Source organism: Kitasatospora sp. NPDC004614 (assembly GCF_042873675.1).
Classification (GTDB): Bacteria; Actinomycetota; Actinomycetes; order Streptomycetales; family Streptomycetaceae; genus Kitasatospora.
Genome location: NZ_JBIALR010000025.1, coordinates 88,436 through 101,038, shown reverse-complemented (window position 1 = coordinate 101,038; position 12,603 = coordinate 88,436). Strand labels below are relative to the sequence as shown.

Here is a 12,603-nt window from a genome sequence, read left to right as displayed (position 1 = left end):
GCTCCGTTTTCCGGAGTTTCGATCCGACTTGCTGTTTGTCTTCCCTGCCTCGCGGCCGTTCCGACGTTTCAAACTCTAGCCGATCCCCGCTCCGAGAAGCGAATCCGCCGCAATCTCCGAAATCGCGCACAGCAAATACGAACGGAGACGCGAAAAGGACGCGACCCGCTACGGATCAACTGGGTGGTTCTCAGGGATTGGCCGCCCCGGGACCGTCCACACAGATTGCGTGTCCGGTGCTCCCTGCCGAGCGACTAGACAACACTACGCCGATCTATGGGCAGGTGCAAACGCGTCTGTGCGGACCACCCAGTCGCAGGCCCACCGGGCCGTCTCGACGTACTCGGCGTTGGGCTGGTCGTTGGTGTCGATCCGTCGGCGCGCGGTGGAGTGACCCTGGCCCCCGGCGGTGTGGCGGGCGAGGAGGCGGGCGTCCCGGGTGGTGTGGTCGGCATCGATGTACCAGAGCTCGCGCAGCAGGGCCCGGGCGTTCGTCCAGGGGGTGACGGGGGTCGCGAGGTAGTTGCCTTCGGTCACGACCAGGCGGGTGCAGGGGCGGATCAGGTGGCGGGCGGCGACGGGTTCGTCCAGGGTGCGGTCGAAGTCGGGGACGTAGATGTCGTGGAAGCGGTCGGCGGCGACGCGCTGGACGAGGGTGAGGTAGCCGAGGGCGTCGAAGGTCTCGGGGGCGCCCTTGCGGGCGCGCAGGTCGAGGCGGTCGAGCTGGGCGTTGGAGAGGTGGAAGCCGTCCAGCGGGAGGTAGGCGGCGGTGTCGGGGCCCTCGTGGCGGTTGATCTCGTCGATCAGTCGGCGGGCGAGGGTGGACTTTCCCGCTGCGGGCGGTCCGGCCAGGCCGAGCAGTACTCGGCCGGTTCCGCTGCCGGGGCCGCGGAGCAGACCGAGCGCGCGGGCCACTGCGGCCGCCGTCGGGTCCGGCATCGGCTCGACGGCCGGTGCGGTGGTGGAGGTGCCTGCGGCGGGGATGCCTTCGACGTGCATGGCCCGCAACCCTACGCATCAAGAGGGGCGATGAGAACGGGCGCGTCGAGCGTGAGCGTGGCGGCGTCGGCGTCCAGCGTGGCGGGCACTCCGAGCGGGACGGTGAGGGAGGAAGGTCCGTGGCCGAAGCCGAGCTCCCCGACGACCGGGACTCCGAGGTCGCCGAAGTGGTCGAGCATCACGGCACGTACGGCGTCGAGCGGTCCGCAGAGCTCCCAGGAACCGAGGACCACGCCGGCCACTCCCTCCAGGGCGCCGCTGCGTCGCAGCTGGGTGAGGATGCGGTCGAGTTGGTAGGGCTGCTCGTTGATGTCTTCCAGGATGAGCAGTCCGCCCGCGAAGGACGGGCGGGCGCCGGGGGTGCCGCGGTCGGCGGCGAGCAGCGAGGCGCAGCCGCCCATCAGGACGCCGTGGGCGCGGCCGGGGACGAGGGTCTCGGCGTCGGGTCCGGTGAGGACGGTCGTGGTGGCCGGCTCGAACAGGGTGCGGCGGAGGTGTTCGGCGGTCGGGGTGTCGGTGCTGAAGACGCCGACGCCGGGCATCGGGCCGTAGAAGGTGGGGACGCCGAGCTGCTGGGCGACGGCCTCGTGCAGGACGGTGATGTCGCTGAACCCGATCAGGGGTTTGGGTGGGACGGCACGCATCGCGTCCCAGTCGATGAGGTCGACCATCCGGTGGACCCCGAAGCCGCCGCGCACGCAGAGGACGGCGGCGATGTCGGGGTCGAGCCAGGCGGCCTGCAGGTCGGCGGCGCGGTGGGCGTCGGTGCCGGCCAGGTGCGGAAGGGTGGGGTGGATGTCGTGGACGTGCGGGAGGACGACCACCTCCAGGCCCCAGGACCGGAGGATGTCCGTCCCGAGGGCGAGCCGGTCGGGGTCGACGACCGCGCCGCTGGGGGCGACGAGGGCGATGCGGTCACCGGGACGGAGCGGGCGCAGGGGCATCGGAAGCCTCCTTCGGGTGTGGGACGCGAGTGGGCTCGGGGCGCGACGCGTGGGCCGATGGCGGTCTGCCTGCTGACGGTATCCCCCGGCGGTGAACTCTCCACCCCGGTGCGGTTACTACCGATCCGTCGGAACCCCATCCCGCCGGGCGTGGTGTGCGGGCCGTCGCCGGTGGACGGCCCGCACACCGGCCGCGAGGCAGGTCAGAAGGTGCCCATCGCGGTGCGGACTTCGGTGAGGGTGCGGTCGGCGATGGCGTTGGCGCGGGCGTTGCCGGTGTGCAGGACTTCGCGCAGCAGGGCACGGTCGGCCGCCAGCTCGGCGCGACGGGTGCGCAGGGGGCGGAGGTATTCGTTGACCGCCTCGGTGGCGGTGCGCTTGAGCCGGGCGGCTCCACCGGAACCGATCTCCTCGGCGACGGCGTGCGGGTCGCGGTCCTGGCAGAGGGCGATCAGCAGCACCAGGTTGGAGACGCCCGGGCGGGTTTCGGGGTCGTAGCTGATGTGCCGGTCGTTGTCGGTGACGGCGCCGCGCAGCAGTCGAGCGGTCTCGTCCTCGTCGGCGCCGAGGGCGACGGCGTTGCCCCGGCTCTTGCTCATCTTGCCGGCGTCGGTGCCGAGGAGCAGCGGGGCCTCGGACAGCAGGGCCTGCGGTTCGGGGAACAGCGGGGTGTAGCGGTCGTTGAAGCGGCGGGCGATGGTGCGGGTGGTTTCCAGGTGCGGCAGCTGGTCCTGGCCGACCGGAACCAGGTCCGCCTTGCAGAACAGCAGGTCGGCGGCCTGGTGGACGGGGTAGGTGAACATCAGCCCGCTGACCGCGGACTGCCGGGAGTGGGTGATCTCGTCCTTGACTGTGGGGTTGCGGGAGAGTTCGGCGACGCTGATCAGGCTGAGGAAGGGCAGCATCAGCTGGTTGAGGGCGGGGACGGCGCTGTGGGTGAAGATCGTGGTGCGGTCGGGGTCGACTCCGGCGGCCAGGTAGTCGAGGACCAGGTTCTCCGCGTGCTCGGCGATCCGGTCGGCCCGGTCGCGGTCGGTGATCACCTGGTAGTCGGCGATCACGATCATCAACTCGAGTCCTTGGGACTGGAGTTGGACCCGGTTCCGGAGTGTGCCGAAGTAGTGGCCGAGGTGCAGCGGTCCGGTCGGGCGGTCGCCGGTCAGGATGCGGTGGTGGCCTTCGGCGCTGGGGGCGATCAGCGGGTTGGCGGTGCCGGGTGCGGTGGCCGCGGTGGCGGTCATGGCGGGAGTTCTCCTCGGTCGCGGTGGTGACCGCCCGCCGGGGTGGGCCCAAGTCCGTCGGAGATGATCGCGCCGGGGCCGCCCGTACGGACGGCCCTGGAGTCATGCTTGGGGATCGGCCGCCCTAGGACGGCCACCAACGCAGGCATGACGTGAGAGACATGCGCTCACCCTAACGCGGCGGCCCGGTCGGCGAGACAGATTTCCGGCAGGGCGGGACGGAACCGCCAGGCTGTCCAGACACGTCCCTTGGCCCGGCACGCACTGGTGGTGCAGGATCGGGCAAGCCGAGAATCCGGAGGGTTGCAGCCATGACCTCGCTCGACCAGAACGCGCCGAACCGGCCGGACGCGGACACCAACCGCGCCGCGGAAAGCGCGAATTCGGCGGGCCCCGGTTCGGAACACGGCTCGGGCCATGGCTCGGCACCGTCCGGGTCGGACCCGGGCGGGTACTCGGACGCCGACGCGGACGGTCACAGAGCGCCGGACAGCCGCGACGGGATCCGCGTAGGGCTGCCGATGGTGCCCGGGCCGGCCCGCGAAAGCAGTGGTCTCGGGGCGGCAGGTGCCGAGGGCCTGGTGACGGGTGGGGCTACGGGCTCTCCGGGGTCGCTCGGTTGGTCGTCGGGGGTCTGGGGCGGGGGCGTGGTGGCGGGGCGGGTGCGGCCACCTCGGCGGCCGACGCCTTCGCGGAGGCTGAGCCAGGTACGGGCCGTTCCGCCCGCGTCGGCACCGCTCGGCGGCGCGGCGGTGGACGGGCCGGTCGCCATCTCGGTGGAGACCGCGCCGGTGGCCCCGGTGGGTGTGCCGATGGGTGTGCTGATCGGTGGGTCACCCGGGCTGCTCGACAGTGCCGCCCCCGGCGTGGCCCGGATCGTGGAGCGCCGGGTGTCCGCCAAGTTGCTGCGGTTCGGCGCCGGGACCTGCCAGGTGGTGCTGCCCGAGTGGCGGTCTGCCATCGCGGTGTCGGTTTCCACCGAGCAGTTGCAGCGCTCGACCGGGATGACTCCGGAGGAGCTGCGTTCCGCCCTGCTGTCGGTGGTGATCAACCCGGAGGCGGTGCACGACCGTGAACTGAGGCTGCGCGACTGGCAGGCCGAGGTCCCGGCAGCTCGCGGACGCCGGAGGGGTCGGCGCCAGGTCCGCTGATCAGGCTCGATCGGCACCAGCGTGCGGGTGCGGGTGCGGGTGGTCGGGGGCGGCTCCTCTCTACGGGCTGCCGGGGTTCGGTGCGGCTGGGGTTCAGTGCGGCCGCAGGCCCCTCCGTCAGCTGCTGCGGGTTGTGGTGTTGTTGGGCACGTAGCCGAGGTGAACCGGAACGATCGGACCCGGTACCGCGACGCGGAGTGCGGCGAGCAGGGCCGGCAGGTTCGGTGGCCAGAGCGGATCGACGTCCGGTGCTGTCAGCTCGGTTGGCGTCCACCAACGCCACCCGAGGATGCCGTCGACACGGTGGACTGCCGCTACATCTCCGGGCTCACGTCGCGGGCCGTGAGTCAGGAATATGTGCTCGTGCTGGCGGACGGGCGTGCCGTGCCAGGTGAAGTCGTGCTCCCAGGTGCAGAGGAGTTCACCGGGCCGGAGGTCGGTCCAGCCGGTTTCCTCGTGCAGCTCGCGGAGCGCTCCCTCGGCGGGCGTTTCGTCTGCCTCCAGGCCACCGCCCGGAGCGTTCCAGTGCACCCCGATCTCGGAGTTGTCCGATCGGAACAGGAACACCTCACCCTCCGGTGAAACCACCACCGTTCGCGCCGCTCGACGGGGCAGCCGTTCGCCCTTGGGCCTGTGACGTCCTGTGATCCATCGCACACGGAAAGCCTGACAGCGCAACCGCAGGACTGTCGATCGAATTTTCGGCCACAGCGACGGGCGCGGTGCGGGCGTGTGGAGCAGAATGCCTGGTCAACGCCAGGCCAAGGAGAGCGCCTCCACCGATCGGTGGACCTAATCTGAGCCCCATGGTCGACCCCATCGTCATCCTTCCCTCGGACCCGCTCCTGCCGCGTCGGACGGACCCGCACTTCGCCTGGGAGGCCGGGCTGATCCGGGCCGCCGGCGGCAGCACAGCGCTGCTCGACCACGACGCCCTGCTGGCCGGGGATGCCGAGGCCGCCGTCCGGCGCGTCCCCGTCGGGTCGGGACCGCTCTGGTACCGGGGCTGGATGATTCCCGTCGCCCGGTATGCCGAGCTCGCCGGGGCCCTCGCCGACCGTGGCTGCGCGCTGCTGACCGGACCGAACGAGTACGCCACCGCCCATGAACTGCCCGGCTGGTACCGGACTTTCGAGCCCGTGACCCCCGCCAGCGCCTGGCTGCCCGGCACCTCCTGGGACCGTCCCGCCCTGGCTGCGGCCGCTTCCGCTCTCGGCGGGCGCGGCCCCGCGATCGTGAAGGACTACGTCAAGTCCCGCAAGCACGAATGGCACGAGGCCTGTTACGTGCCCGAGTTGGCCGATGTCGACGCACTGGCACGCGTGGCGGCACGGTTCGCCGAGCTGCAGGGCGAGTTCCTCGCGGGCGGGCTGGTGCTTCGCCGCTTCGAGTCCTTCGCGCGCACGACGGACGGCCGGTCGGAGGAGGCGCGGGTCTGGTGGCTGGACGGCGAACCCGTGCTGGTCGGGCCGCACCCCGACTGCCCGGCAAGCCGGGTCGAGCCCGACCTGTCCGCCGTCCGCCCGCTGGTGCGGGAGTTGGGGTGCCGCTTTGTCACCACCGACCTGGCGCGACGGGCCGTGAGCAGTAGCGGTGCTGGCGGGGCGGGCGGCGCCGAAGGCGGATGGCGGGTGGTGGAGGTCGGGGACGGTCAGGTCAGCGAGCTGCCGTCCGGGGTGGATGCCGCGGCGCTGTTCCGGGCGCTGCTGGGTGCCGTGCAGGCTGCGCGGTTCTGAGGGGACCGGCCCCGATTCCGGGCGGCCCCGGGCCCGGCGGTGTGCCGAGCCCGGGGGCCGATTCCGAAGTGATCAGCCGAGTACCGGGGCGGGGTGCCCCTCGGCGATGAAGGCCTTCCACAGCTTGGCGTAGGTGCCGTCGCGGTCGAGCAGTTCGGTGTGGGTACCGTCCTCCACTATTCGTCCGTGGTCGAGGACGACGATCCGGTCGGCGCGTTCGGCGGTGGTGAGCCGGTGGGCGATGACCAGGGTGGTGCGTCCGCCGCTGAGCCGGTCGGCGGCGTTGTTGACGGCGGCTTCGGTGGCGAGGTCGAGAGCGGCGGTGGCCTCATCGAGGAGCAGGATGTCGGGGTTGACCAGCTCGGCCCGGGCGAGGGCGATGAGCTGGCGCTGGCCTGCTGAAAGGTTTCGGCCTCGGGCGGCGACGGTGTGCTGGTAGCCGCCGGTCAGCCGGGTGATCATGTCGTGTGCTCCGACCGCCTTGGCCGCGGCTTCGACTTCGGCGTCGCTCGCTCCGGGGCGTCCGTAGGCGATGGCGTCGCGGACCGTCCCGGCGAACAGGTAGGCCTCCTGCGGGACGACACCGAGCCGGTGCCGGTAGCCCTCCAGGTCGTAGGCGGTCAGGTCGGTGCCGTCGACCCGGACGGTGCCGCCGGTGGCGTCGTAGAACCGGGCGACCAGTTTGACCAGGGTGGACTTGCCCGCGCCGGTCTCGCCGACCAGCGCGACGGTCTGGCCGGCGGGTATGTGCAGGTCGATTCCGGCGAGCACCTCGGGGTTGCCCTCGCCTCCACCGTTGTAGGCGAAGCTGACGTTTTCGAAGTCGATCTCGCCGCGCAGCGCCCCGACCGCAACAGGCTGTTCGGCCTGGGGCGTGCTGGTGGGCGTACGCAGCAGTTCGCGGATCCGGCCGAGGCCGACGGCGGCCTGCTGGTAGCCGTCGAAGATCTGCGAGAGCTGGTTGACCGGTGCGAAGAACAGGTCGATGTACAGCAGGTACGCGACCAGGGCGCCGATGGTCAGAGTGCCGTGGTCGACCCGGGTGGCGCCCGCGATCAGGACCAGGGCGGAAGCGACGCTCGACAGGAACTGGACGAACGGGAAGTACAGCGAGATGTACAGCTGGGCCTTGGCCCGGGCGTGCCGGTAGGCGAGGCCGCGTTCGACGAACCGGTCGGTGTTGGCGTCCTGGCGGCGGAACGCCTGGACGATCCGCATGCCGGCGACGTTCTCCTGCAGGTCGGCGTTGACGGTGCTGATCAGATCGCGGGAGACCTGGTACTGCTGGGCGGACTTCTTGCGGAACACCAGGGTGGCGATGATCAGCAGCGGCAACACCGTGAGGACCACCAGGGCGAGGCCGGGGTCGATCACGACGAGGGCCACGAAGATGCCGAAGAAGGTGAACACGCTGACCACGGCGGTGACCACACCGGTCTGCAGGAACGAGGATATGGAGTCCACGTCCGTCGTCATGCGGGTCATGATCCGGCCGGTCAGCTCGCGCTCGTAATAGTCGAGACCGAGCCGGTTGAGGTGGGCGAAGATCTTCAGCCGCAGGGTGTAGAGGACACGCTCGCCCGTGCGCCCGGAGACCGTGCTCTCGGTGGCCTGCACCAACCAGTCGAGCAGGACGACGGCGAGGGCCAACAGGGCGGCGACCGCGACGCCGCCGATGGCGGCCTTGCTCACGCCGTCGTCGATGCCGTGCCGGATCAGCACCGGCAGAGTCAGGCCGGCGGCGGTGTCCAGCGCGACCAGCAGCAGCGCGAGCAGCAGGGGGCGGCGGAACGGGGCGAGCAGCCGGGCCAGGTTGAACCTGGGGTCGGCGGTCTCGGCCTGCTCGACCGGGACATCGGGGGTGTCGGTCGCGGGTGGCAGGGCGGCGACCTTGGCGAGCATTCCGGCGTCGGCGGCGGGCTTCTCGGCGACCGCGGAGGTGTCCGCGTTCCGTGCGGGTTCCGTGTCCTGTACGGACTCGGCGGCGGGCGCGGCCAGGGCGTCCGGGTCAGTGATCAGCGACCGGTAGCGCGGACAGCGGGCGGTGAGTTCCTCGTGGGTGCCGATGTCGATCAGCCGGCCGGCTTCCAGCACGGCGATGCGGTCGGCGAGTTGCAGGGTGGAACGGCGGTGCGCGATCAGCAGGGTGGTGCGGCCGGCCATCACGCTGTCCAGCGCGTCGTGGATCTCCGCCTCGATCTGCGGGTCGACCGCGGAGGTGGCGTCGTCGAGCAGCAGGATGCGCGGGTCGGTGAGGATGGCACGGGCCAGGGCGATGCGCTGGCGCTGGCCGCCGGAGAGTGTGAGGCCCTGCTCGCCGACCTTGGTGTCGTAGCCGTCGGGGAGCCCCTGGATGAACCCGTCGGCCTGGGCGATCCGGGCAGCGGAGAGGATCTGCTCTTCGGTGGCCTCGGGGTGGCCGTAGGCGATGTTGGTGCGGACCGTCTCGGAGAACAGGAAGCTCTCCTCGGGCACGATGCCGATGGCGGCGCGCACCGAGTCGAGGGTGGCTTCCCGCAGATCCTGCCCGAACAGTCGGACAGTGCCGGAAGTGGGGTCGTAGAACCGGGGCACCAACTGGGCGACGGTCGACTTGCCGGAGCCGGATGCGCCGACCAGGGCCAAGGTCTCCCCCGGCGCGATCTTCAGGCTGAGGCCGTCCAGCACCGGGACGCCGTCGGGGGCGCTGCCCGGCTCGGGGTGCTCCTCGGCCCGGTAGTGGAAGCCGACCCGGTCGAGCTCCAGCGCCGGGGTGCCGACCGGGGCCGCGTCCGGGGCGAGGGGCCGGGCGTCCGGCGTCTCGGCGACCAGCGGGCGCTGGTCGATCAGCTGCACGACTCGTTCGACACCGGCGCGGGTCTGCTGGGCGACGGTGATCACCATGGCGAGCATCCGGACCGGGGCGGTCATCTGTGCCAGGTAAGTGGAGAAGGCGACGAAGGTGCCGAGGGTGACATCGCCCCGGACGGCCAGCCAGCCACCGACGGCGAGCACCGCGACCTGCCCGAGTGCGGGGACCGCCTGCATGGCCGGGGTGTAGCGGGCGTTCAACCGGATCGAGCGCAGCCTGGCGGCGAACAGCTCCCGCGAAACCCGCTCCAGCTTGCCGCGCTCCTGGGCCTCCTGGCCGAAGCCCTTGACGACCCGAACGCCGCCGACCGCGGCATCCACCACACCGGCGACCTCGGCGGCCTGCTGCTGGGCGGCCCAGGTGGCAGGGAAAAGACGCTTGCGGCTGAGTGTGGAAAGCCACCACAGGGCCGGGGTCATCACCAGCGCGATCAGGGTGAGCGGCAGCGACAGCCAGAGCATGACCACCACCGACATGCCGAACATCAGGGCGTAGCCCGTCATCATCGGAATCATCGAGAGCAGCCCGGTGACCAATTGCAGGTCGGAGGTGGCGCGGCCGACCACCTGGCCGGTGTCCAGCCGGTCCTGGCGGTGCCCGTCGAGCCTGGTCAGCGAACGGAACAGGTCAACGCGCATGTCGTGCTGGACGTCAAGCGCGAGCTGCCCGCCGTAGTAGCGCCGGACCTGCGTACACAGGAACACCGCGGCGGCCGCGACCAGCAGCAGCACCGCCCAGGGCATGAGCGGGCGGCGGTGCGTGGTGATCACGTCGTCGATGATCAGCTTGGTGATGAGCGGGACGATCGCGGTGATCGCCATGCCGACGAGTGACGCCCCGAAGGACAGCAACAAGTTGCGGCGGTAGCGCCAGCAGTAGCCACCGAGCCGGCGGAGCCAGCCTTGCTCTGGGAAACCATGAGTCTCGGGCATATTTAGTGATGCTAACCATTCGGCCGATTGGGCGTCCATCGGATTCGAAGGGCGCATAGGAGGCTGAACGACCCGGGGCCGCGCTTCCTTCCCGTCTACAGACTGCCCGCAGCACGCGGTGGTGCGCCTCCAACGATCGGCTACTTCTGGGTCGTCCGATCGTCCTAGGCGGGGGTGCAGCCAGCTTCAGCCCGGGCCTCGCCTGCCCGTAAACCCACAGGTCAGACGACTGAACGCGGCTCCACGACCGCTGCGGAGGCCGCTACGAACGCCCCCTGGGCCAGCGCGCGCAGCAGTGCCGCCATCGCCTCCCGGGACAGGCCGGTCCGCTCGGCGGTGAGGTCCGCCGGGGCGGCCTGCGGCGCAGCGCTGTGCGGGGTGGAGTTCAGCAGACCGAAGACCGCGTGGACGGCCGCGCGGGCGGTCGGCTCCGCCTCGGCGACGGCCAACGCGGCGAAGGCCTCGCGCACCACCGTGACCCACAGCTCGACGTAGCCGCGCTGCAGTCGGCGGACCCGGCGGCGGTCCTCTTCCTTGAGGTGGAGCAGTTCACGGTCGTGCAGGATGATCAGATCGCGGTCATCCAGCGCGAAGTCGATGTGACCGTCGATCAGGGAGTCCAGCGCGGCCTGCGGCCCGGCGGCCGCGCCGACCCGGCGGCGGCCCTCGTCCAGCAGGCGCTCGCTGATGCCGACCAGGAGATCGGCGAGCATCGCGTCCTTGCCCGCGAAGTGCCGGTACAGGCCCGGTCCGCTGATGCCGACCGCCTTGCCGATCTCGTCCACACCGACGCCGAGGAAGCCGCGGGCGGCGAACAGCCTGGCGGCCTCCTTCCGGATCTGGTCACGGCGTGGGAGCACGGGGGCGGCGGGGCGGTTGGGCATGCTGCCCATCGTAGACAGTCGGGTTATCGGTGGTTAACCTGGCGGCAGAGTTAACGCTCATTAACACGGGCTGGCCGGCTCGCCCTTCGGCCTGCCCGGATCCGAATCCGAGGGCAAGGGAGCTCTTGGGATGGTCCCCTCTTCGGCACCGACCTCATCGTGGTCTCCGGCTTCGCCGCAAAGCGCTGCCGCATCCACGCCGCTGGTACCGCTGTTCGGCGCGGCCGCCGCACCGGCGCCCCGACTGGAGAGCGCGGTCGATCCGGCATCACCTGCCGGACTCGCCAACGCGCAGGCCCACCGGGAGCTGGTCGCCGAGCTGCGCGACAAGCTCGCGGCGGCAGCGCTCGGCGGCGGCGAGAAGGCGCGCGCCAAGCACACGGCCCGCGGCAAGCTCCTGCCCCGGGACCGGGTGGACACCCTGCTCGACCCCGGTTCGCCCTTCCTGGAGCTGGCCCCGCTGGCGGCCGACGGCCTGTACGACGGGGCCGCCCCCGCCGCCGGCGTGGTGGCCGGCATCGGACGGGTCGCCGGGCGCGAAGTCCTGGTGGTGGCGAACGACGCCACCGTCAAGGGCGGCACCTACTACCCGATGACGGTGAAGAAGCACCTGCGCGCGCAGGAGGTGGCCTTGGAGAACAGGCTGCCCTGCATCTACCTGGTGGACTCGGGCGGCGCCTTCCTGCCGATGCAGGACGAGGTATTCCCCGACCGCGACCACTTCGGCCGGATCTTCTACAACCAGGCGCGCCTGTCCGCCGCCGGGATCCCGCAGATCGCGGCGGTGCTCGGCTCGTGCACCGCGGGCGGGGCCTACGTTCCGGCGATGAGCGACCAGGCCGTGATCGTCCGCAACCAGGGCACCATCTTCCTCGGCGGCCCGCCGCTGGTGAAGGCCGCCACCGGAGAGGTGGTGACCGCCGAAGAGCTCGGCGGCGGCGACCTGCACTCGCGTACCTCCGGCGTGACGGACCACCTGGCGGAGGACGATGCGCACGCGCTCTCCATCGTCCGCACCATCGTGGCCGGGCTCGGCCCGCGCACGGCAAAGCCCTGGCCGCTCGCCCCGGTCGAGCCGCCCGCGGTCGACCCGGCCGGCCTGTACGGCGCCGTGCCGGTGGACCCGCGCACCCCCTATGACGTGCGCGAGGTGATCGCCCGGCTGGTCGACGGCAGCCGCTTCGCCGAGTTCAAGGCCGAGTACGGCACCACCCTGGTGACCGGGTTCGCCCGCATCCATGGACATCCGGTCGGCATCGTCGCCAACAACGGCGTGCTGTTCGCCGAGTCCGCGCTCAAGGGCGCGCACTTCATCGAATTGTGCGACCAGCGAGGCATCCCCCTCCTCTTCCTGCAGAACATCACCGGCTTCATGGTGGGTCGCCAGTACGAGGCCGGCGGCATCGCCAAGCACGGCGCCAAGATGGTCACCGCGGTGGCCTGCACCCGGGTGCCGAAGCTGACCGTGGTGATCGGCGGTTCGTACGGCGCGGGCAACTACTCGATGTGCGGACGGGCCTACTCGCCTCGCTTCCTGTGGATGTGGCCGAACGCGAAGATCTCCGTGATGGGCGGGGAGCAGGCGGCCTCCGTGCTGGCCACGGTCCGACGCGACCAGTTCGAAGCCCGGGGCGAGGACTGGCCGGCCGAGGCCGAGGACGAGTTCAAGCGCCCGGTCCGCGAGCAGTACGAGCGGCAGGGCAACGCCTACTACGCCACCGCGCGACTGTGGGACGACGGCGTGATCGACCCCATGCAGACCCGTACCGTGCTCGGCCTGGCGCTCACCGCCTGCGCCAACGCCCCGCTCGCCGAACCCCGCCCGTACGGGGTCTTCCGAATGTGACGCCCCACCGGAGGGCCGA

9 protein-coding genes are annotated in these 12,603 nt (G+C 71.3%); 3 read left to right on the top strand and 6 right to left on the bottom strand.

Annotated features, from left to right (window positions below):
* Positions 1 to 264: 264 nt before the first annotated feature.
* The 3 genes from ACFYST_RS33320 to trpS all read right to left on the bottom strand — a co-directional run bounded on the left by ACFYST_RS33320 (position 265) and on the right by trpS (position 3,184).
* Positions 265 to 999, bottom strand: coding sequence for a nucleoside/nucleotide kinase family protein (locus ACFYST_RS33320; RefSeq protein ID WP_387867816.1), 735 nt, complete (start codon positions 997 to 999; stop codon positions 265 to 267).
* Between the two features lie 11 nt (positions 1,000 to 1,010).
* On the bottom strand, positions 1,011 to 1,943 hold the full coding sequence (locus ACFYST_RS33315; RefSeq protein WP_387867815.1) for an LD-carboxypeptidase: 933 nt from the start codon (positions 1,941 to 1,943) through the stop codon (positions 1,011 to 1,013).
* Positions 1,944 to 2,146: 203 nt separating this feature from the next.
* Positions 2,147 to 3,184, bottom strand: coding sequence for a tryptophan--tRNA ligase (gene trpS, locus ACFYST_RS33310; RefSeq protein WP_387867812.1), 1,038 nt, complete (start codon positions 3,182 to 3,184; stop codon positions 2,147 to 2,149).
* Positions 3,185 to 3,936: 752 nt separating this feature from the next.
* On the opposite strand from trpS, the gene ACFYST_RS33305 reads away from it, so the two are divergent.
* Positions 3,937 to 4,335, top strand: coding sequence for a hypothetical protein (locus tag ACFYST_RS33305; protein ID WP_387867809.1), 399 nt, complete (start codon positions 3,937 to 3,939; stop codon positions 4,333 to 4,335).
* 117 nt (positions 4,336 to 4,452) lie between these two features.
* Here the strand turns inward: ACFYST_RS33305 and ACFYST_RS33300 are convergent, their stop codons facing one another.
* A complete protein-coding gene (locus ACFYST_RS33300; protein ID WP_387867806.1) occupies positions 4,453 to 4,992 on the bottom strand; it encodes an NUDIX hydrolase in 540 nt (179 codons plus the stop codon).
* A 149-nt stretch (positions 4,993 to 5,141) separates the two neighbouring features.
* Between ACFYST_RS33300 and ACFYST_RS33295 the strand changes: the two genes are divergently transcribed.
* Positions 5,142 to 6,071: an ATP-grasp domain-containing protein gene (locus tag ACFYST_RS33295; protein ID WP_387867805.1), complete on the top strand. Its 930-nt coding sequence runs from the start codon at positions 5,142 to 5,144 to the stop codon at positions 6,069 to 6,071.
* 72 nt (positions 6,072 to 6,143) lie between these two features.
* Here ACFYST_RS33295 and ACFYST_RS33290 read toward each other — a convergent pair whose 3' ends face one another.
* Positions 6,144 to 9,854, bottom strand: coding sequence for an ABC transporter ATP-binding protein (locus ACFYST_RS33290; protein WP_387867803.1), 3,711 nt, complete (start codon positions 9,852 to 9,854; stop codon positions 6,144 to 6,146).
* A 221-nt stretch (positions 9,855 to 10,075) separates the two neighbouring features.
* Positions 10,076 to 10,738 carry a TetR/AcrR family transcriptional regulator gene (locus ACFYST_RS33285; RefSeq protein WP_387647237.1) on the bottom strand — a complete coding sequence of 221 codons (663 nt, stop codon included), beginning with the start codon at positions 10,736 to 10,738 and terminating at the stop codon, positions 10,076 to 10,078.
* A 130-nt stretch (positions 10,739 to 10,868) separates the two neighbouring features.
* Here ACFYST_RS33285 and ACFYST_RS33280 point away from each other — a divergent pair, with 130 nt between their 5' ends.
* Complete coding sequence (locus tag ACFYST_RS33280; RefSeq protein ID WP_387867800.1) at positions 10,869 to 12,584, top strand: carboxyl transferase domain-containing protein; 1,716 nt, start codon at positions 10,869 to 10,871, stop codon at positions 12,582 to 12,584.
* The last annotated feature ends 19 nt before the right edge of the window (positions 12,585 to 12,603 follow it).

Excerpts from the sequence above, each read along its gene's own strand:
- ACFYST_RS33285 (WP_387647237.1), bottom strand. The coding sequence starts at position 10,738 with ATGCCCAACCGCCCCGCCGCCCCCGTGCTCCCACGCCGTGACCAGATC.
- ACFYST_RS33315 (WP_387867815.1), bottom strand. The coding sequence starts at position 1,943 with ATGCCCCTGCGCCCGCTCCGTCCCGGTGACCGCATCGCCCTCGTCGCC.
- ACFYST_RS33280 (WP_387867800.1), top strand. The coding sequence starts at position 10,869 with ATGGTCCCCTCTTCGGCACCGACCTCATCGTGGTCTCCGGCTTCGCCG.
- ACFYST_RS33320 (WP_387867816.1), bottom strand. The coding sequence starts at position 999 with ATGCACGTCGAAGGCATCCCCGCCGCAGGCACCTCCACCACCGCACCG.
- ACFYST_RS33295 (WP_387867805.1), top strand. The coding sequence starts at position 5,142 with ATGGTCGACCCCATCGTCATCCTTCCCTCGGACCCGCTCCTGCCGCGT.
- trpS (WP_387867812.1), bottom strand. The coding sequence starts at position 3,184 with ATGACCGCCACCGCGGCCACCGCACCCGGCACCGCCAACCCGCTGATC.
- ACFYST_RS33290 (WP_387867803.1), bottom strand. The coding sequence starts at position 9,854 with ATGCCCGAGACTCATGGTTTCCCAGAGCAAGGCTGGCTCCGCCGGCTC.